General features: G+C 57.1%; 17 protein-coding genes. 9 read left to right on the top strand and 8 right to left on the bottom strand.

What is annotated here, in order from left to right:
- Window positions 1–5: 5 nt before the first annotated feature.
- Window positions 6–998, top strand: coding sequence for an endonuclease/exonuclease/phosphatase family protein (locus NC979_RS13410; RefSeq protein WP_190522107.1), 993 nt, complete (start codon window positions 6–8; stop codon window positions 996–998).
- Window positions 999–1180: 182 nt separating this feature from the next.
- The gene (locus NC979_RS13405) at window positions 1181–2203 is read left to right on the top strand and encodes an MBL fold metallo-hydrolase (RefSeq protein WP_190522105.1); all 1023 of its coding nucleotides are present in this window, start codon (window positions 1181–1183) and stop codon (window positions 2201–2203) included.
- Between the two features lie 21 nt (window positions 2204–2224).
- On the opposite strand, the gene NC979_RS13400 is transcribed toward NC979_RS13405, so the two are convergent.
- The 3 genes from NC979_RS13400 to NC979_RS13390 form a co-directional block, all read right to left on the bottom strand.
- Entirely contained in the window at window positions 2225–2893 is a 669-nt protein-coding gene (locus NC979_RS13400) for an endonuclease III (protein ID WP_190522103.1), read from the bottom strand.
- A 175-nt stretch (window positions 2894–3068) separates the two neighbouring features.
- Window positions 3069–4031, bottom strand: a complete 963-nt coding sequence (gene cysK, locus NC979_RS13395; RefSeq protein WP_190522101.1) for a cysteine synthase A — start codon at window positions 4029–4031, stop codon at window positions 3069–3071.
- Between the two features lie 9 nt (window positions 4032–4040).
- Window positions 4041–4475 (bottom strand): RrF2 family transcriptional regulator, encoded by a 435-nt coding sequence (locus NC979_RS13390; protein ID WP_190522099.1) that lies wholly within the window; start codon window positions 4473–4475, stop codon window positions 4041–4043.
- Between the two features lie 261 nt (window positions 4476–4736).
- On the opposite strand from NC979_RS13390, the gene NC979_RS13385 reads away from it, so the two are divergent.
- Entirely contained in the window at window positions 4737–5858 is a 1122-nt protein-coding gene (locus NC979_RS13385) for a peptidase M42 (protein ID WP_190522097.1), read from the top strand.
- Window positions 5859–5890: 32 nt separating this feature from the next.
- Here the strand turns inward: NC979_RS13385 and rsmI are convergent, their stop codons facing one another.
- Complete coding sequence (gene rsmI, locus NC979_RS13380) at window positions 5891–6769, bottom strand: 16S rRNA (cytidine(1402)-2'-O)-methyltransferase (RefSeq protein ID WP_190522095.1); 879 nt, start codon at window positions 6767–6769, stop codon at window positions 5891–5893.
- 195 nt (window positions 6770–6964) lie between these two features.
- On the opposite strand from rsmI, the gene NC979_RS13375 reads away from it, so the two are divergent.
- From NC979_RS13375 to thyX, 4 genes are all read left to right on the top strand, one after another.
- The gene (locus NC979_RS13375) at window positions 6965–7549 is read left to right on the top strand and encodes a hypothetical protein (RefSeq protein WP_190522093.1); all 585 of its coding nucleotides are present in this window, start codon (window positions 6965–6967) and stop codon (window positions 7547–7549) included.
- A gap of 196 nt (window positions 7550–7745) precedes the next feature.
- Window positions 7746–8831: a DUF6765 family protein gene (locus NC979_RS13370; RefSeq protein ID WP_190522091.1), complete on the top strand. Its 1086-nt coding sequence runs from the start codon at window positions 7746–7748 to the stop codon at window positions 8829–8831.
- Window positions 8832–8992: 161 nt separating this feature from the next.
- Window positions 8993–10045 (top strand): hypothetical protein, encoded by a 1053-nt coding sequence (locus tag NC979_RS13365; protein ID WP_190522089.1) that lies wholly within the window; start codon window positions 8993–8995, stop codon window positions 10043–10045.
- 18 nt (window positions 10046–10063) lie between these two features.
- Window positions 10064–12118 carry an FAD-dependent thymidylate synthase gene (gene thyX / locus NC979_RS13360; RefSeq protein WP_190522087.1) on the top strand — a complete coding sequence of 685 codons (2055 nt, stop codon included), beginning with the start codon at window positions 10064–10066 and terminating at the stop codon, window positions 12116–12118.
- 91 nt (window positions 12119–12209) lie between these two features.
- Here thyX and NC979_RS13355 read toward each other — a convergent pair whose 3' ends face one another.
- The 4 genes from NC979_RS13355 to NC979_RS13340 all read right to left on the bottom strand — a co-directional run bounded on the left by NC979_RS13355 (window position 12210) and on the right by NC979_RS13340 (window position 16776).
- Complete coding sequence (locus NC979_RS13355) at window positions 12210–13433, bottom strand: hypothetical protein (protein WP_190522085.1); 1224 nt, start codon at window positions 13431–13433, stop codon at window positions 12210–12212.
- Window positions 13434–13784: 351 nt separating this feature from the next.
- Complete coding sequence (locus NC979_RS13350) at window positions 13785–15413, bottom strand: mechanosensitive ion channel family protein (RefSeq protein ID WP_242024134.1); 1629 nt, start codon at window positions 15411–15413, stop codon at window positions 13785–13787.
- A 153-nt stretch (window positions 15414–15566) separates the two neighbouring features.
- On the bottom strand, window positions 15567–16277 hold the full coding sequence (locus NC979_RS13345) for a TVP38/TMEM64 family protein (RefSeq protein WP_348253688.1): 711 nt from the start codon (window positions 16275–16277) through the stop codon (window positions 15567–15569).
- A 370-nt stretch (window positions 16278–16647) separates the two neighbouring features.
- The gene (locus NC979_RS13340; protein WP_255524857.1) at window positions 16648–16776 is read right to left on the bottom strand and encodes a hypothetical protein; all 129 of its coding nucleotides are present in this window, start codon (window positions 16774–16776) and stop codon (window positions 16648–16650) included.
- A gap of 198 nt (window positions 16777–16974) precedes the next feature.
- Between NC979_RS13340 and NC979_RS13335 the strand changes: the two genes are divergently transcribed.
- Together NC979_RS13335 and NC979_RS13330 are read left to right on the top strand one after the other, a co-directional pair.
- Window positions 16975–17763, top strand: coding sequence for an ABC-2 family transporter protein (locus NC979_RS13335; protein WP_190522081.1), 789 nt, complete (start codon window positions 16975–16977; stop codon window positions 17761–17763).
- Entirely contained in the window at window positions 17763–18545 is a 783-nt protein-coding gene (locus NC979_RS13330; RefSeq protein ID WP_190522079.1) for an ABC transporter permease, read from the top strand. Before NC979_RS13335 ends, NC979_RS13330 begins: the two co-directional genes overlap by 1 nt.
- Window positions 18546–18547 lie beyond the last annotated feature (2 nt).

Below are 18547 nucleotides of genomic sequence, written 5' to 3'. Positions count from 1 at the left end.
AGTCCATGAAAAACATTATTTTGGGGGTGGCGATCGCCTTGGGGCTGCCGGTAGTGGCCCTGGCGGGCACCTTCGCCTACATCAGCTCGCCCAACTGGAATGAGGCAGACTACGACGACCTGGTCACCTACGAGGCCGACCCTCCCGGCACTGCCAACCCTGAGCAGCTTAGCGTAGTCAGCTACAACATTGGCTACCTGTCGGGGTTGACTAATCAGCAGGCGGTCGAGCGCGACAAAGCGCTCTTTGATGACAACCAGGCCACAGCGATCGCTGCCCTAGAAACTCTCCAGCCCGACATTCTGGCGCTGCAAGAAATTGACTTTGACGCCTACCGATCGTTCAACCTCAACCAGCAGTATGCGGTTTCGGCGGCGCTGGAGATGGCCTTTGGGGCGATCGCCGTCAACTGGGACAAACGCTACGTGCCCTTCCCCTACTGGCCACCCCAGGCCCACTACAAACAGGTAATCTCCGGGCAGGCCGTGCTCAGCCGTTATCCTGTTCGCCGCAACGAGCGCCTAGTGCTAGAAAAGGTGCCGACGAATCCGTTCTACTACAATGCGCTTTACCTCGATCGCGTTGCCCAAGTCACCGAAATCGACGTGTCCGGCCAAACCCTAATCGTGATCAACGTTCACCTTGAAGCGTTTGACGCGCCTACCCGAATCCGCCAAACCCAGGTGGTGCGGGATTTAGCTGAGGGCTACGCCAAGGACTACCCCGTTCTACTGTTGGGCGACTTCAATAGCAGCCTCAACCGCAATGAGAGCGACGATCCGCGATCGATTGGCATACTGCTCGACTCCCCGGTGCTGGCATCGGCACTGCCCACGGCTCCGTCGTCGTTCACCTTTCCGTCTGACCAGCCCCAGTACGTCCTCGACTACATCTTCTACACCCCAGAAACCCTAGAGATGGTGTCTGCCGAAGTCGTTGCCGAGGCGGCTCAGGCATCGGACCATCTGCCCATCCAGGCTGAGGTGCGGTTGCGCTGATTCCATAAAAGAGGGTTCAGAAAGGATTCGATACTGCTAGATGAAGGTGACTCTAGCCTATGGCATTGCTTGACCACCTAGCCAGAATTTCTAAAGTTCGATATTGTGGAACAACTGTAGTTTGAAACGTGTTCACTTTAGGGTGACAAACCGCAAATCGTATTTTTCCAGGACTTTAAGCAATGAAACAGCTACAGCAATGGGTATTAGGGCTGCTACTGGTGACGCTGACGGCAGTGGGTCTGATTACTTTGCAACCTCGTGCTACGGCCCAAGATACCCCTACCCCCGCCACCTTAGAGTCAGCCGGGCTCACCCTAGAGGAACTGAGCGATGGCGTTTATGGGCTGATCGCTAGCGTAGACTTTCCGCCCGCCGACCCGGGCATGGCAATCTGCAATGGCGGCATCGTCATCGGCAGCGACGGGGTGCTGGTGGTCGATCCGTTTCAAACTGAAGCTTTAGGCGACCTGCTGTTTGAAACCGTGGCCACCCTCACCGATCGGCCGGTAAGGTACGTGGTCAACACCCACTACCACTTCGACCACACAGGGGGCAATCCAGCTGCTGCTAGCCGTCAGCTGCCGATTCTTGGGCGTGGTCCGATTCGCGAGTTCATGCTTACTCGCAACGGCGAGAATGACCCCAACCCCACACCGCCCGACGTGAGCATCAGCGGCACCTGGGATCTGTGGTTGAGCGATGAGCAAGAACCAGCAGAAAACCAGCGCAGTGTCCAAATTCGCGAGTTTGAAGGCCACTCTGGCGGCACCGATGTTGTCGTCTACGTGCCCGATGCCGACGTGCTAATCGCGGGCGATTTGCTGTTCAACGAGAGCGTTCCCTACGTGTCCGACGGTAATATTCGCGCCTGGCAGGCTACTCTAGAGCAGCTCACGATTGACTACCCCACAGCTACGCTGCTGCCAGGGCATGGTGCCGTCACAGATATCGAGGGTTTAGTTGCCTTCAAGAGCTACCTGGACAATCTAGTTACTCTGGCCGAGGGCTGGAAAGCCGTAGGCATCAGTAAGGAAGACGCATTAGCCACCCCCTTACCCACCCAGTACAGCAGCTTCCGGTTCCAGGCGCTATTTTCCGGCAATCTGGAAGCAGCCTACAACCAGATCACCTTGGGTCAGGACGATGCTGCCTCAATTCAGCAATACTTAGCGACGCAGCCAGAGGCTGTGAAGGCGCTTTAGGCCTGAATTCCTAAGGGAGTACTAGGGAGTCGCCGCTGCGACTCCCACTTGAGCACACATATCGGCTAGGGGGCAACGCCCGCACTTAGGTCGGTTGCCCGTGCAGATATGTTTGCCAAAGGGCACCAGCAGCCGATTGATTTCAACCCAGTAGGGTTGTGGCAGTTTGGCTTCCAGAGCCGTCATTGTCTTTTCGGGCGATTTGGTTTGCACGTAGCCCCAGCGGTTAGTAACCCGATGCACATGCACATCGACGCTGATGCAGGGGTGACCCAGCGCCACCCCCAGCGCTAAGTGGGCACACTTCGGCCCCACCCCGTTAAACTGCATCAGCACTTCCGGGTCAGCAGGTAGATCGCCGCCGAATTCATCCAAAATTTGCTGAGAAATTTGGTGGATTTGTGGGGCCTTGTTCTCGGCAAAGGTAGACCCGTCAATGAGGGTCAGAATCTCTTCTACCTCTAGCCCTACCATTTGCTCCGGCGATCGCGCCCGAGCAAACAACCGCTGCGCCACCGGCACGCTCATCTCGTCGTAGGTGCGAATGGAGATGATGCAGGCGACGAGCTGCTCGTAGAGCGTGTTGAACCCCTCTTCCGCCAGTTGAAACATGGCGGCTTTGGGAAACGGGGCCACGGCCTCACGCAGCAGCGGGATCGCCTGGTCGATGTCAAATTCCTTGGCAGTCACTAGGCTACAGGTTGCAGGACTAATTGACAGAATCTTAGAGAAACTGTACTTAAGTAAGCTAACTGTGACAGGCTCAAATAGCTAGGGTTCAGGGTCTATGGTGTATGGTTCAAGTCTAGTCGTGAACCTTGAACCCTGTACCTCGCTAACCCATCACCTTTGGCTTGGCAGACTACTAGCTCATCACCAGAGGGGCCATCAGCTCGGGGTCTTGAAACAGCGGCGTGCTCAGGTAGCGCTCGCCAAAGCTGGGTTGGATGATCACAATCAGCTTGCCGTCGTTTTCGGGGCGCATGCCTACCTCCACGGCGGCCTTGACGGCGGCTCCAGTGGAAATGCCCGAGAGCAGGCCCTCTTCACGGGCGAGGCGGCGACCGTAGGCGATCGCATCCTCATCGGCCACCTGCACCACTTCGTCAATCAGGCTGACGTTCAGTACTTCAGGGACGAAACCCGCCCCAATGCCCTGGATTTTGTGGGAGCCGGGTCGCCCGCCTGAGAGTACTGGGCTGTTGATGGGTTCGACGGCGATCGCCTTGAATCCCGGCTTGCGCTGCTTCAGCACATCGGCCACGCCGGTAATCGTGCCGCCCGTACCCACCCCAGCCACTAGGATGTCGACCTGGCCATCGGTGTCAGCCCAGATTTCTTCTGCGGTGGTGCGGCGGTGAATGTCGGGGTTAGCCGGGTTGCGAAACTGTTGCAGCATGTAGGCATCAGGCAGGCTGTCGAGAATATCCTGCGCCCGCTGAATGCAGCCCGACATTCCGGCTACGCCGGGGGTGAGCTCTAGTTCGGCCCCGTAGGCCCGCAGCATGGCCCGCCGCTCGGAACTCATGGTTTCAGGCATGGTGAGAATCAGGCGGTAGCCCTTGGCCGCCGCCGCCATAGCTAAGGCAATGCCGGTGTTGCCCGAAGTGGGCTCGACCAGGGTGGTTTTGCCGGGGGTAATCAGCCCTTCGGCTTCAGCGGCTTCAATCATGTTGATGCCAATGCGGTCTTTGACCGAGGCGGAGGGGTTCATGCCCTCCAGCTTGATCACGAGCCGGGCCAAACAGCCTTCCTCTTGAGGAATGCGGTTGAGCTGCACCAACGGGGTGCGGCCAATGAGTTGAGTCACGTTTTCGGCAATTCGCATGGGCCTGGCCTAGATGTAATACATAATGTCGACTTGCTGTTGGGCGTTGCGCTTTTCGACCATGTCTTGCAAGGTGTACTTTTGCAGCACTCCCTCGGCGGCTTGGCGCACCTCTCCCCACACGCCTTGAATAACCTGCGCTTCTGGCGTGTTAGACACCTGGGTGGGGTCGGCCTGGGGCTCAAACCCTTCTATGCAGCTCACCACATCATAGAGGGTAATCTTCCACGGATCACGGGCCAGCAGGTAGCCCCCGCGCGCCCCACGCTGGCTCTTGACTAGCCCTGCCCGGCGGAGGGTGGCCAGCAGTTGCTCTAGATAGCGATCGGGAATATTCTGCTGGCTAGCAATCTGCCGAATTTGCAGCGGCTCGCCGCTGGCATAGTGGGGGCTCAGCTCTAGCAGCGCTAGCAGAGCGTATTCACTTTTAGAAGACAAATCCACAGGGAAGCGGGGTAAAGAGCGATAGGTTCCATTATACTCCGGTTCTCCACTGGGGTTTGCAGGATTATGCGATCGCGAAAAAACTGCGGAATTTGTATTGGGCTTCACTAAACGTCACAGGGCTTCGGGGTACTGTTCTGGGAGGCGGAAGGTGTTCTGGGATACATAGATATAGCGGCGATCGCCAACGCGATCGCTTCAAATTCATCCTCCCAGTCACGTTTTCAGCACCGCAGGCAAACCTCTGGCAGGCCCTTTCCCATGAGCCCACTGAACCTGGTTGTGGATCAACTCGTTGGCCCCGCGGCTTCTGCCCAGGCTTCGTTAGCCTCTGCCCCAGCGCCCTTAGAAGGCCTAGCCGATTTTCTTGAAATTCTGCAATTTCTAATTCGCGAACCCTCGGTGGTCGGCAGCGAAGACTCGTTCTTTCGAGTGCTGCGGCGCGAGCTAGACGAGGTCGGGGCTGAGGTCAGCTACTATCACGGCGTGCTGGTGGCCCAGGGCCACCGCCCCCACGACCTGATGCTGTCAGCCCACATCGATCGCCATGGCCTGCTCTGCACCGGCCCCAACGAGTTTCAGTACGCCGCCTTTATTGCGGGCAACCAGAGCGAGTTGACCGGCGACTCGGTGTCTGAACAAATGCTGCACACCATTGAGAATCGCTTTCAGGGGCAGCGGGTGCAGGCTCACCTACCCTACACCGGCACCTACATCGGCCAGGGGATCATTACCAACTCCTACATTTGCCCCGAGCGCAAGAACCTAATCTTTGAGGTCGATGGGCTCGACTACCTTCAGCCCGGTACCCCAATTTCATTCTTAGATCGTCTGCAATTCAAGGATGGCTACATTTCGGCTCAGCTCGACAATGTCATCAGCGCCGCCATCATTATCTTTTTGTTTCGCTGCGGGTTTGAGGGCACCGCCCTATTCACCGCCCAGGAAGAGTCGGGCCGCAGCTGGCGCTATGCCCTATCGTGGTTTCAGCGGCAGCGCATTGCGACCCAGCGGTTGGTGGCCCTCGATACCAGTCCCTACCACAGCCGCGAGGCCGCTGACCAGCAGCTCGTTACCCTGCGCCGTAAAGACGCCAGCGCCGATTTTGCCGCCGACATCACCCAAGAGCTAGCCGATCGCTGCACCCAGCTTGACATTCCCTACAGCTATAAAGACGACTACATTGCCGCCCAAAACCTGAGCCGCTCCAAGCCTTACTCCCTGGGCCGCACCGAGATGGGTCGCCTCACCGCCGCTACAGAAGGATCGGTGACCGGTACCACGCTGCAAATTCCCACCACTGAGTACCATACCGCCACGGAAACGGCATCGCTGGCCTCAGTAGCAGCGGTAATTCGCCTGTTGCAGACCTATCTGGACTGATGCTATCGGCAGAGGGCAATGAGGCTAGACCGCTAGTTGGCGAGATTTCCGGTATCAATACCAAGGGAAAGTTGATAGATGTTTTTCTTCGATTGCCCTGTCGCTTTAGCCAATTGACGGCTGGCATCGGCGCGAGACATGCCTGTATTTAGCAGACGTTCTAGCTCGGCTTTGATGGCTTGCTCAGACAGCACCGGAACTGCACGGGTCGCCCCCTGGATAACAACGGTAAATTCGCCCTTGGGGGCTTCGCTCTGATAGTGGGCTAGGGCGCTGCCTAGGGTGCCGCGCCAAAATTCTTCAAAGCGTTTGGTCAGCTCGCGGCCTAGGGTGACGGAGCGATCGCCCCCTAAGGTCGCCACCAAATCCTCCAGGGTTTTGAGCAGCTTGTGGGGCGCTTCATAGAGCACGATGGTGCGATCTTCTTGGCCAATGGCATCTAACCGCGCGGTTCTCTCCTTACCCTTGAGGGGCAAAAAGCCCTCGAAGACGAAGCGATCGCTGGGCAACCCCGCCACACAGAGCGCCGTAATCGCCGCCGTCGGACCCGGAATTGGCACCACGGGAATGTTGGCCTCCACGCAGGCCGCGATCAGTTCATAACCAGGGTCAGAAATGCCTGGCATTCCTGCATCTGACACTAGGGCGACAGCGTGCTGCCGGGCTTGCAGGTGGTGCAGCACCTCATTGATGCGGCTGTGGCGGTTGTGCTCGTGGTAGCTAATCTGCGGCGTAGTGATTTGAAAATGCTGGAGCAGCTTGCCTGTGTGGCGAGTGTCTTCGGCGGCAATTAAATCAACCGACTGCAACATTCGCACCGCTCGGAAAGTCATATCTTCGAGGTTGCCCAAAGGCGTGCCCACCACGTAGAGATGGCCAGGTTTGGGGTCAGAGTCGGGAGCCGGGGGCATGGGCAAGGAGAGGTGGGGTCTAAAAGGTTAGTGTAGCGTTGGCGGGAGAGCAGGTTCCTGCATACACCCACCAGCAGAGCGATGTTTGAAGAGCCGCCCACAAGCGATGGTGACCTGCCCGCAAGGCGATCGCCCTATCCTATCGATGGGCCATACTAAACAGCAGTGGTTGAGTCAGTACAAAGAAGAGTCGTGATGGGACAACTTAAAATCTGGGCCTTAATACTAGGAGCAGCGGCCCTGACCGTTGGCCTATCTCCTGCCCTGGCGCAGGCTCCAGACCAACTGGTAGCGGCTGAGGCCGCCCCCGCCGCTGAAGCTCCCCCGGTTTTAGAAACCTCCAGCTACGCAGATTTATTCTCCATTGCATTTCCGGCCGGGTGGCAGGTGAGTGAGCAGGCTGATGCCCCCCAACTCGTCGCTGACAGCATCGGGGCCAGCGGCAGCCTGCCCGCCATGCGCACTGAGGTCACCTGGCAGGAGGCACCTCCCCGCGAGGTTGTGGGCGAGTCGCTAGAGTCTCTGCGTGCCAATGGCTACACCGTCACCCGCTACGATGCCGTCACCATTGACGGAGTCACCGCCGTACGCCTCTGGATTAGCGGCATTCCTGATGCGTTGCCCAACGCATTTATCACCTATGTGGGCTACCCCACCGCCACCGCCACCATTACCAGCTACTACGGCGACACCACCGACGATATCGACCCGGTGTTGAATGCAATTCACCAGTCGTTTGCGCGATCGCAAGCCACCAGCGCGACTCCTCAAGACAACTAAAAGGAGAGGATAAAAGGTTCAGGGTGCAAGGTATAAGGTTCAGGGCGCAACCTCGATCGCAACTCTTACTCCCTGAACCCTAAACCTGAAACCCTTAAACCCCACATCACAATGCTTAACGCTAGCAGGGCACACTAACCCATACCCTGGGTTTTGGGATGTATTGCCCTTCGATCGCCGCTAGCCGTGCAGTGTTATGCAAATTGATTTTCACCACGGGGTGACCTATGTGTGCGCCCGGTTGGCCGGTTTTGAGCACCGAGAGGCCGACATTGTGGCCCACAGCGCTCAGTATGTCGACGACTCCACCCAGGCGGGGCTGATTCGCTTCGACAACGGCGCGATGTTCGATCGCATCAGCTCGGCCCACAAAATGCTCGACTACCGCAACTTCAAAGAGCTGGCTAACTGCAAGGTTTGGATCCCTTTTCATTTTTTGCCGGGTAACGGTGGCCTGCCCGCTGGTCAGGATCCGCCCGGCACCTTTATTGAAAAATTGATCTGTCGCCCCAATAGCCCCGTCGCCCAAACCATGGTGCGTGAGTGTATTGAGCAGCGCTACCGCAGCTATGGTTTGCACCGCCTGGGCATTACCCTGCACGTGTTTGCCGATACCTGGGCTCACCAAGGCTTTGCGGGGGTCAGCCACGAAATCAACAGCGCCCGTGACCTGGTTGACAGCAACGACAGGCCCGACCAAAGCCTGATGAATCGACTCAAGGGCTTTTTCATTGGCGGAGCGCTCCCCCTGGGCCACGGCACGGTGCTGAGCAACCCTGACAAACCCTACTTGCGCTGGGGCTACACGAACGGTCGGGGCGAAAAAATCAGCCGCGACAACCCCAAAGACTATTTAGCAGCAGCTGATGAACTCTGCAAAGCCATGCAGCGCTACAGATTGGAGGATGCCGATGCCGATGTTCCAGGGCTGCCAGCGGCCGACAAGGACAAAATCGCGATGCTGTTTGAAACCACTCTAGGAGAGGGCGACTGCCGCCACCGCCAGTGGATAGACCACATCGCCCAGGGTTCCTTTAGCTTTGGCCCTGCCCAGGTGAGCTATATCGCCAATGGCTACGGGTCTTGGAAACATAAGGCTTTGGGTATTGTCGGCGAGGGCGATGGTCAAAGACCGGCTTTGGGCCATCGCATAGACTCGCGCCTGCCCTACTCGCCCCAGTTTTTAACCAGCAACTGGAAGCTCTTCCACGACGCCCTACGAGCCCACCACTTTTATGTCATCCATGATTTGCTGCCTCAGTACGGTATCTGTGTGGCTTAGATGTGGGGGAGTGAAGGGAGATGAGGAGGGAGAGGGTTAGCTGTCGGCAATTATTAGACAATTTCGAGGGCTAGAGCCTTTAGTTTTCCTGCAAAAAGGAGCCTAAGATAGGGGGGCAGGCTATGCTAAGCCTTGGTTCATAACGCCTACAAAAGCTTCCCGTGGTTTCTCCCGTCATTTCTCGACCCACTCTGGATGTTTCACCGCCGCCGTCGCCGCGCCCTAAGTCAGCGCTTCTGCGTCAGGGGTGGCGGCTGTCGCTGCCGTGGCCGAAAAACAGCGCTGAGGGGCGATCGCTGCTGCTTAAGCATCCTCAGATGTGGGGCTTGGGCTTGGGTAGCCTAGCCCTGGGCTTGGTCAACGGTGCCCTGGTGATCTCGGCGGGGATTGGGCTGGTGGCCTATCAGCAGATTTTGCAGCTCTCGCCGCGCCAGCGCAAGGGGTTAACGCAGCGTCTTCAGCAGGGGCTGCCGTTGCCGGCTACCCCACAGCAGCAGGCGTTGATGTTGGGTTTGGTCACGGGAGTTAGCACCTATACCTTTACCGCCCTGTGGCACAATACCCACTCGCTGCTGATGGCGCTGCTGCTCACCGGGCAGGGAGCGCTGGCGCTGTTTGCGGTGGGGGCACTGCTGCGATCGTCTCGTTCGACCCAGCGCAGCGATGATCTGTGGGATGCTGCCCCCGTAGCTCAGGTGGATCACAATTTGGGTCTGCTGAGCCACCCTGACCCGCTAAAGCGGCTGGTGGCCGTGCGGCGGTTGGTGCGCTTGGCCCAGGGCAATGAAGAGTATCTGGCGGGAATGTCGGTGCGATCGCACCTACTCGACTGCTTTCAAATTAGGCTGGGCCAAGAGAGCGATGCGATCGTGCGATCGGCCTTGGAAGAGGGGCAAAGCTTACTGCGATCGGCCAAGCCACTACCGCCAAGTTCCGCCACAGCCTTCGTTGTAGACTCTGCACCCGACGCTGCCGTGCTGCAACAGTCAGAATTAGAGCCTCAATTTGTTGCAGCACCAGGCATTTCAGAATCCCTCAAGTTTTCAGAATTGGAGCATTTGGAAGCATCACCAGAGCAAATCGGCCTAGAGGAGCATTCAAGCAGCGCCTTGGAAAAAACGCCAGAAGCATCTACCACCACACCGACTCGTGCGTCTGAACCTGCTCCCAAGGGACGGCGCGCGGTCGAATATGTTGAATACTTAGATGTTTAAACCTTAGAAATCTGCGCTATGGATCGCTTCACCGTTGAGGTCATTTCTCAGACCCCAAACCCTCAACAGACCATGTACGCCGCCATGCACCAAGACTACGCCGAGGGCTTTGTGGCGCACGATCGCGCCCAATGGCCCAGTGAAGAGCGCTGCGGCGAAATCTTAGTCACCAGTCTCCTTAAGGGCGGACGGGGTCACTACGGCCCGCTAGAGCACCCGCAAATTGTGTTTAACGTCGGCTGGTTTCCCCACAGCACCATGCAGCAGATCCGTACTCATCGGGTCGGCGTTTCCTTCGATGTGCAGTGCCTGGCAGGCGATACTGAGGTGACGTTCGTTCACGCCTCTGGTGGTTTGAGAAAAACCAAAATCGCTGAGCTATACGATTTGTGGACTAACGGAGAGAAGGCTAGCCGAGAGCGCAAGATTCGTGGGCGCAACGGCGAACCCCCCGGTACCTATCGCCGCGACTTCAAAACCCGCCTCAAGAAAATGCGGCTGCGGGTTTTGAACGAAGAAACAGGCTTTTTTGAAGTTGGTCACATTCAAGATGTCATGTGTAGCGGCTTGCAGCCGGTCTATCGCCTCACCCTAGCCGATGGTAAAACCCTCGACTGCACGACCAACCATCGCCTCTATACATCCCAAGGGTGGCAGCGCATGGGAGATGCGTTGGGATTAGTTGCCGATGCCAACCATCAAGTGCTGGCGATTACTAAAACTTGTGAACTGATGACCAACGGCGTTGTGCGCCCCGATGCCCTCTACAGCCAGGAATCTTGGCTAAAAGCCCAAGTCAATCAGGGTTTAACGGCACAACAAATTGCTGAGCAGTGTGGGTGTTCTGCTGAGGTTATTCGCCATTGGGCCAAACAATTTCAGCTCAAGTTGCCCTCAGGACGACGGCGCGGGCTTAAGACTGTCGCAGGCAACGGCCTTTACCGTGACAAAGCTTGGCTCCAAACTCAGCTTGCTCAAGGGCTCTACGTAGATGACATAGCTGCCCTCGCAGAATGCTCTATCGAGTCTGTCAAAAAGTGGGTATATGCCCACGGGTTAGAACTTAATAAACGCTCACCTGGCACCGATAATCCTTGGAATAAGGGCGTCAAGGGCTATAAGTTGGCTCTGTCAAAAGCAAACCTAGAACAGCGCCGAATCAATGCCAAGACCTTTACAAAACGGGGGCCGGACTCTAACTTTTGGAAGGGCGGCACATCAACAGAGCGAGAGTTAATTGGTGCCTGGACACGCCAGATTGCACCCCAAGTACACGCCAAGTTCAACTATATTTGTCAGCGCTGCGGTAACCAGGGCGGCAACCTCCACGCTCATCATTTAGTCCCTGTGTTTGCCGATGAGTCACTGGCTTACGAGTTTAATAATCTTATCTCTGTCTGCCAGCCTTGCCACGAGCACCTACACCAAAACCATTTAGAGGGTGAGTTTGCGACGAACTTCCAGCCCATTTTGGAGCCGAAATTTTGGGCGGCTAAGCCAATACCAGCAGGCCGAAAGCTCAAAGCTCACCCTGTTGGAGTGGTTGCAGTTGAATATCTAGGCCTACAAACCACCTATGACCTCGAGGTGGAAGGTCCGTGGCATAACTTTGTCGCCAACGGTGTGGTTGTTCACAACTCCTTCCGATATACCGGGCAGCGCATTCTTGATGTAGTAGACGGCAAGCGCGAGGTGGAAGAAGTCTTTTACCTGCGGCCCCTGGGCTACTACACCGATCGCCAGGGCAAGAAGTACGAATACACCGCCGAAGCTCGCCAGCAGGATATTGACTGGTGCCTAGAAGCCAGCCGCCGCTACAAAACCCGCATCGATCAGGGATTTGCCGAAGAGCACGCCCGAGGGCTGATTCCTTTTGATATTCGTCAGCACTGGGTGATGTCGGCCAACGTGCGATCGGTGATGCACCTGCTCGACCTGCGCTGGAAGGCCGATGCTCAGCTCGAAGCTCAGAAGATGTGCGAAGAAATTTGGCCCCACTTTGCCGCTTGGGTGCCTGCGATCGCCGCCTGGTACGAAGAGAACCGCCTCAAAAAAGCCCGCTTGGCTCCGTAAAGTCCATGAGGCAAGAAAGGGGGAGACAGCTCTGTCTCCCCCTTTCTTGCCTGTTTTTTGACTTCTGGCCGAGAACTCCGGCTACTCAGCTCTAGCGATACCTAAAGTTGCGGTAGACCAAGCGAGAGTTGAGCCCGCGACCCCGCAAGAAATTGACCACCGCACTGGCGTCGTTGCGATCGCTGCACTCCGCCGCACTGATAAATCGACCCTGGGGCGCATCCTCAAAGCGAGGGTTGATGACGCAGGTCAAACCACCTACACCCTGGCTGCTGCCACTAGGTAGCACCTGGCGCACCCGCTGGAGTTCATTGTCACCACCAAAGACGGCAGCCACAAAAGGCTCTAGGCCAGCCCCATCGGGCACGGTGGCGCCGCTGCCAAAACAAGCGGGGCGATCGGCCTGGGGAATATTAGTGATCAGAGGCGCAGAGTTGACTCTAGGTTCTGACAGTAGCACCCCGCCGTTGGCGGCAATCACCTCCAGCCGTGCCTGTCCATCACCGCTGACTCGAACGAAGTAGCGGGCCGCAGCACCGCCATAACTTTGACCGCCAAAGTAGTTGACCCAGCATCGGTAGGGGGCAATCTCAGTGGCTTCTGCGGTGGCAGTCAGACCATTGACCAGCGGCTGACCAGAGACTCTGTTGTAGACATTCAGCTTGGTTACGCCGTTGTCGTTAAACACCCGAACCGAGTGATTTTGGGTATCAAAGCCCACAAGCGTGCGGTTGAGCAGGTCGCCCTGTCCAGGGTTAGGGTTAGGGCCAGGGTTAGGGTTAGCTCCGGGAAGGAAGAAGTCTCGAACGCTGGTGCTGTTTTGGCTCAGCAATATGGCACTGGTGGAGACCTCAACGATTTCGAGGCGGGCCTGGTTGTTTCTTAGGTTGCCACTAGCCCGGTAGACAACGTTGCGGCCTCCGCGCGAGCCAAAGCTGTCATAGCTTATCCAGTCGCTACTGATAATTCCGTCGCGGCGGGTAACAGGAGCATTGAGTTGTTCAGACTGCCGAGTTTCTCTGTTGTAGACATTCATCCGCAGGGTTTGAGAATTCCTGGGAAAGACGCTAATGGTAAAGGTAGAGGTTTCAAAGTAGAGGGTGGCGTTGCCCGAGGTGTTCGGTTCCTGGGCCATCAACACTTCCAATCCAGCTTCGGCATCAGTGTTGGGCGTTAGCGCTGTGGGCTGAGCCGCACCGTACCCTGGCACCGATAGGCCAGTGACCAGAAAGACCGAGGTAATAAACAGCGCAAGCGACTTAAACAGCCGCTTTGACCAGCGGCTAAGGGGGACGTTGGGCCAGACTGGTTTCATGGAAATTAGCTCCCTATACTCCTCACTCGAGAAACCCGTTAGGCGACCAATTCGGGAACGTGTGGGTATAGAACCCCGGTTTCTCTGCAAATACGGCTGTAATTTTAGCTAACTTTCCCTAAAGCGCTCCTTATTTTTTGCTGCCCTCCAAAGCGCTGTGGTTCGCCCTGATCAGGCTAGGTCTAAATTCAATTGTCTCAGCTTAAAAAGAGGTCGCCTCTACCAGAAAAACCGTTATTTTTCCTACTCCACTAAGGATCGCCAACCAGCATTCAGCATTAGGTCTCTATTGTCATAACCACCAGGAGAACGATCCGCCTCAGTCTGGCCTTACAGAAATCAACGGTGTTGCTAGGCCTCTTCTGACCCACGGGCTGACTCGTTGCCCGCCTGGTCCAAATATTCCTGTGCTTCCGATGGGCGGGACATGGGCAGGTACCCCGAACGAATGTGCAGATCGCGCTGGGGAAACGGCACCTCAATGTCGTGGTGGCGTAGGCTGGCCTCAATCACAAAGTACAGATCGCTTTTGATCACCAGCTGGCGGCTAGGCTGAGCAATCCATACCAGTAGCTCAAAGTTGAGGGCGCTGTCACCAAAGCCTAGGAAAAATACCTGGGGGGCAGGAGCCGTCAAAATTTCCTGATTTTTTTGGCTGGCTTCGAGCAGGGCAATTTTGACTTGCTGAGGGTCAGCGCTGTAAGACACCCCCACCGGCAGGCGAATGCGCGATACGGGGTTGCCGTGGCTCCAGTTGATCACCTCTGAATCTAAAAAACGGGAGTTGGGCACGATGATCGAGACATGGTCAAGGGTGCGAATTTCGGTGCTGCGCGAGCCAATGCGGGCAACAGTGCCTTTGACCTGACCAAAATCAACAAAGTCACCCACCTGCATCGGGCGCTCAAACACGAGCACGAGACCACTGACAAAGTCTTTAACTAGCCCTTGCAGGCCCAGGCCCACTCCAATACCAAGACCACTAGCGATCAGGGCAATGGAGCTGAGATCGATGCCCCAAAGCTGAAGCACCACCACGGTGCCCAGCAAAATTAGGGTGTATTTCGAGAGCACCGAGATCGCTTCTTGGGCGGCCAGGCTAATGCCGGTGACCTGCAGAACGCGCGATCGCATCAGATTAGTCAGGGTGCTGGCGATCACCACCAATGCCAGCAGGGTGGCCATGACCATCAGCAAATCAAACAGTGAGTAAGAGCGGCTGCCCAGCAGCACGCTGCGGTCAAACAGGCCCTCCTGCAAACTGCTCGATACTCGATAGCTCACTCGGCGTGTGAGGGGAAACAGCTTTGCAATGTAACCCACCGCCGTAAACCACACCGCCCCGCGCACTAGCACCAGCGTCAGCCGAAACAACAGCTTCAGCCCCGTGCTGTGGTGCTCTGAGTCGGTGGGCCAAAAAGATAGGCGTTCAAGCAGCGGCTTGAGCCAGCGGTGCCACAGCCATCCGGTCAGCAGATGCAGCACCAGAGCGGCGGCCAGGGCGGCCAGAGCTTTGACCAGCGCTTGGGTCAAAAAGCCTGACTGACGCTCGGCACGCGCCTGAGTGAGGGCAACAGCCAGGGCATCTGCCCAACGATCAGCCTGCACCTGGGGTGTGCTGGCTCCGCCCACACCGACATCGGCGCTGGTGACCGTCATGATGTAGCGATCGCCCGCGAAAATGACTGTGTTACTCCCCCCTATTTCTCCAGTGCTGCGGGTTTCGGTGCGCACCAGCACCGGATTGGCATCTTCGATCAGCGACTCCAGGTTGATCTCAATGGCCAGCGCCCGCTCCACAGCGGTGAGGTCTCCGGCGGCGGGTACCTCAAATAAGAAAAGGCCGTCCAGAAATACCGGCTCGGTGTCGACGGTCTGGGCCAATCCTGGCCCTACCATGGCCCCATGCAGCGCCAGGGCTAACACAATTCCCCAGACCAGACGGCCTAGCCAACTCATCGGGTTGATTGCCGTGGGCATGCGTCTAGACCCGAAACACCGTAGACCAGCATAGCGGACAGGGGGGTGGGGAGTGGGAGGGTAAGGGGTGGGGAGTGGGAGGGTAAGGGGTGGGGAGATAAGGGGATGGCTTAGGGTTGGGGGTAGGGCGAAGAGTGGCGCATAATGGATCAACTAAGGGTTTTCTGGAGAGGGGGAGTCTTCGGGAATGGCTTCGTTGAGGGCACGGCGAGCGATGCGAGTGATGTAGAGCGTCACCGCTACCGTGGCCACTAGGCCCACAATGCGAAGGATCCATTGCACTGTAGCGGCTGCGGGGGGTTGGCTGCTGTCGGCGCCTAAGGTGGCCAGGTTGCCCACCAGCGATCCCAGATAGACATACATCACCGTGCCGGGCAAAATGCCCACTGTGCCCATTACGTAGTCTTTGAGAGAAATTTGACTTACCCCTAGGGAATAGTTGAGCAGGTTGAAGGGAAACACCGGCGATAGCCGCAGCAGCAAGATGACTTTGCGGCCATCCCTAGCGATCGCATCGTCGACGGCCCGAAAGCGAGGGTTATTGGCGATTTTGCTGGCTACCCAGCCCCGCGCTACGTAGCGGCCTACCAAAAACGCTGCCGTGGCCCCCAACATAGCCCCCACGAACACCAAGGCCGAGCCTTTGAGCACCCCAAACACCACGCCAGCCCCCAGGGTCACAATCGAGGCGGGCACAAAGGCAACGGTAATCACGATGTATAGCAGGATGAAGGCTAGGGGTGCGATCGCTCCCAGACTGTCAATCCAGGCCAGTGCCTGCACCAGCTGCTGCTGAAGCGACGCAAAAAACGACGGGTCTGCCCCGGAGCCCAGGGCTAGGGCAGAGGCTGTTGGAGCATTCACTAAGGCAACACTCAACCAGAACATAAAACAAAGCACTTTCACTAACAGCGGGCGCGAATTAGGTCTAGAAGACTTGATCTTAAGGGAGATAAGGAAACGTCGTGCGGCTGATGCCGCCTGGAGGTGAAACCCAGATCTGTGATTTCAAGCAGTTTTAAGCATAAAAAAGACCCAGCGATCGCTGAGCCTAGATGTGAGTCAGGTGCGAACCGCATTGCAGAAATGCAGGGTTGGTTCACTTTCATCATGGTTGTGGGGGCGATCGCTGGGGTTAATGAGCGATTAAGTTAGCCCAAGTCTCTACTGAGTGATACCGGACCAAGTAGTCAACCTACTCAATAACCCAGCTATCGAAGCTGGCGATTTCAGCCTAGGCCTGAGGGTTCTCGGAAGGCAAAACTTCGTGAGTAGAACGTCCTAGCATGTTGGCTCGGCGATGCTGCTGCTGCTGACGGGTACGGGCCAATAGCTGCCGAGCCTGCTCTTGAGTAGATAACATAGCGAACACTCCAAAAATTCTGTATCTAAAGTTACCGAATACAATTCCAAGCATATCTTTTCTTCTGGGCAAAAAGTTAAAGCTACCCGCAGAAAACATCAAACTTTGGAAAATATCTGCCCATCGACAGACCGTCGCACCTCAGCCCTCCAACCAGCGGTAGCATCCTAGTATGAGAAGGCTAACGAGGAGCCCCAGGTGAAACAAGCACTAAAAATTTCCCGCGTCATGCTGTCGGTGTACTACGCCTATATGGTGGAATACCGGGCTGAGCTAGTGTTTTGGGTGCTGTCTGGCACCTTTCCGCTGATTCTCATGGGCCTATGGGTCGAAGCGGCCCAAGGCAACCAATTCGACCTCAGCCCAACCGAGCTGGTGCAATATTTCTTGGCAGTGTTCTTGGTCCGGCAGTTCACCGTGGTCTGGGTAATCTGGGAATTTGAGCGGGAGGTGGTGGAAGGGCGGCTGTCGCCCTACCTGTTGCAGCCCATCGACCCGGCCTGGCGGCACTTTTTTGGTCACGTGTCGGAACGCTTTGCCCGGCTGCCCTTTGCCTTTTTGCTGGTGGGGTTCTTTTTGCTGCTCTACCCCTACGCAGCCTGGCTGCCTAGTTTGGGCAATCTGCTGCTGGGGTTGCTGGCGATCGCCCTGGCCTTTTGCCTGCGGTTTCTCATGCAGTACACCTTTGCCCTGGCAGCATTTTGGACGGAGCGGGCCAGCGCCCTAGAGCAGTTTTGGTTTTTGCTCTACACCTTCCTGTCAGGCATGATTGCCCCTCTCTCCCTCTTTCCCGACGCGGTGCGCGAAGTGGTGCTGTGGACGCCCTTTCCGTACCTAATTTATTTTCCGGCCAGTATTTTAATTAACCGCCCGGAGCATGTGGCCCAAGGGTTTGCGGCGATGGTGCTCTGGTCGGCGCTGTTTTGGGGGCTCAACCGCTGGCTGTGGCGGCAGGGGCTGAAGCAATATTCTGGCATGGGGGCCTAATGGAGCGCTATTGGAAGGTGCTGCGGCTGTTTTGGGGCACGGCGATCGCCGCCGAGCTAGAGTATCGCCTCAACTTTTTGGTCACCGCTCTAATCAGCCTGGGCGGGCTGGTGGGCAGCTTATTTGGCCTGTTTTTGTTTTATCGCACCGGCTACGAGTTTGCCGGATGGAGCTGGGAAGCCGCCTTGCTGGTGCTGGGGCTGTTTACCGTGCTGCAAGGCTTTGCCGCCACGGTGCTCATTCCCAACCTCAACAAAATCGTTAGCCAGGTGCAGCAGGGCACCCTCGACTTTGTGCTGCTTAAGCCGATCAGCTCGCAGTTTTGGCTCTCAACCCGGGTGGTCTCGCCCTGGGGCCTGCCCGACGTGCTATTTGGCCTAGTGATGATTGGCTACGGCGGCACGCGCCTAGGCCTGGGCTGGGCCGACTATGCCCTGGCCATCTTGCCCCTGCTGTTTGGGGCGCTGACCCTCTACAGTCTGTGGTTTATGCTGGGGGCCACCAGCATTTGGTTTGTCAAAATCTACAACGTCACCGAGGTACTGCGGGGACTGCTAGAGGCGGGGCGATTCCCGATCGCAGCCTACCCGGTGGCCTACCGAGCGTTTTTTACCTTTGTGGTGCCGGTGGCGTTTTTGACCACCGTACCGGCCCAGACCATGCTCAACCAGGGCGGGCGCGGCTGGCTGTTGGCTTCGGCGCTGCTGGCGACGGTGCTCATGGTGGTGGCAAATCGGTTTTGGCGGTTTGCCCTGCGCTTTTACACCAGCGCATCGAGCTAGGT

It is taken from the genome of Leptolyngbya subtilissima AS-A7 (assembly GCF_039962255.1).
GTDB lineage: Bacteria > Cyanobacteriota > Cyanobacteriia > Phormidesmidales > Phormidesmidaceae > Nodosilinea.
This window is presented reverse-complemented; position numbering and strand designations above follow the sequence as displayed.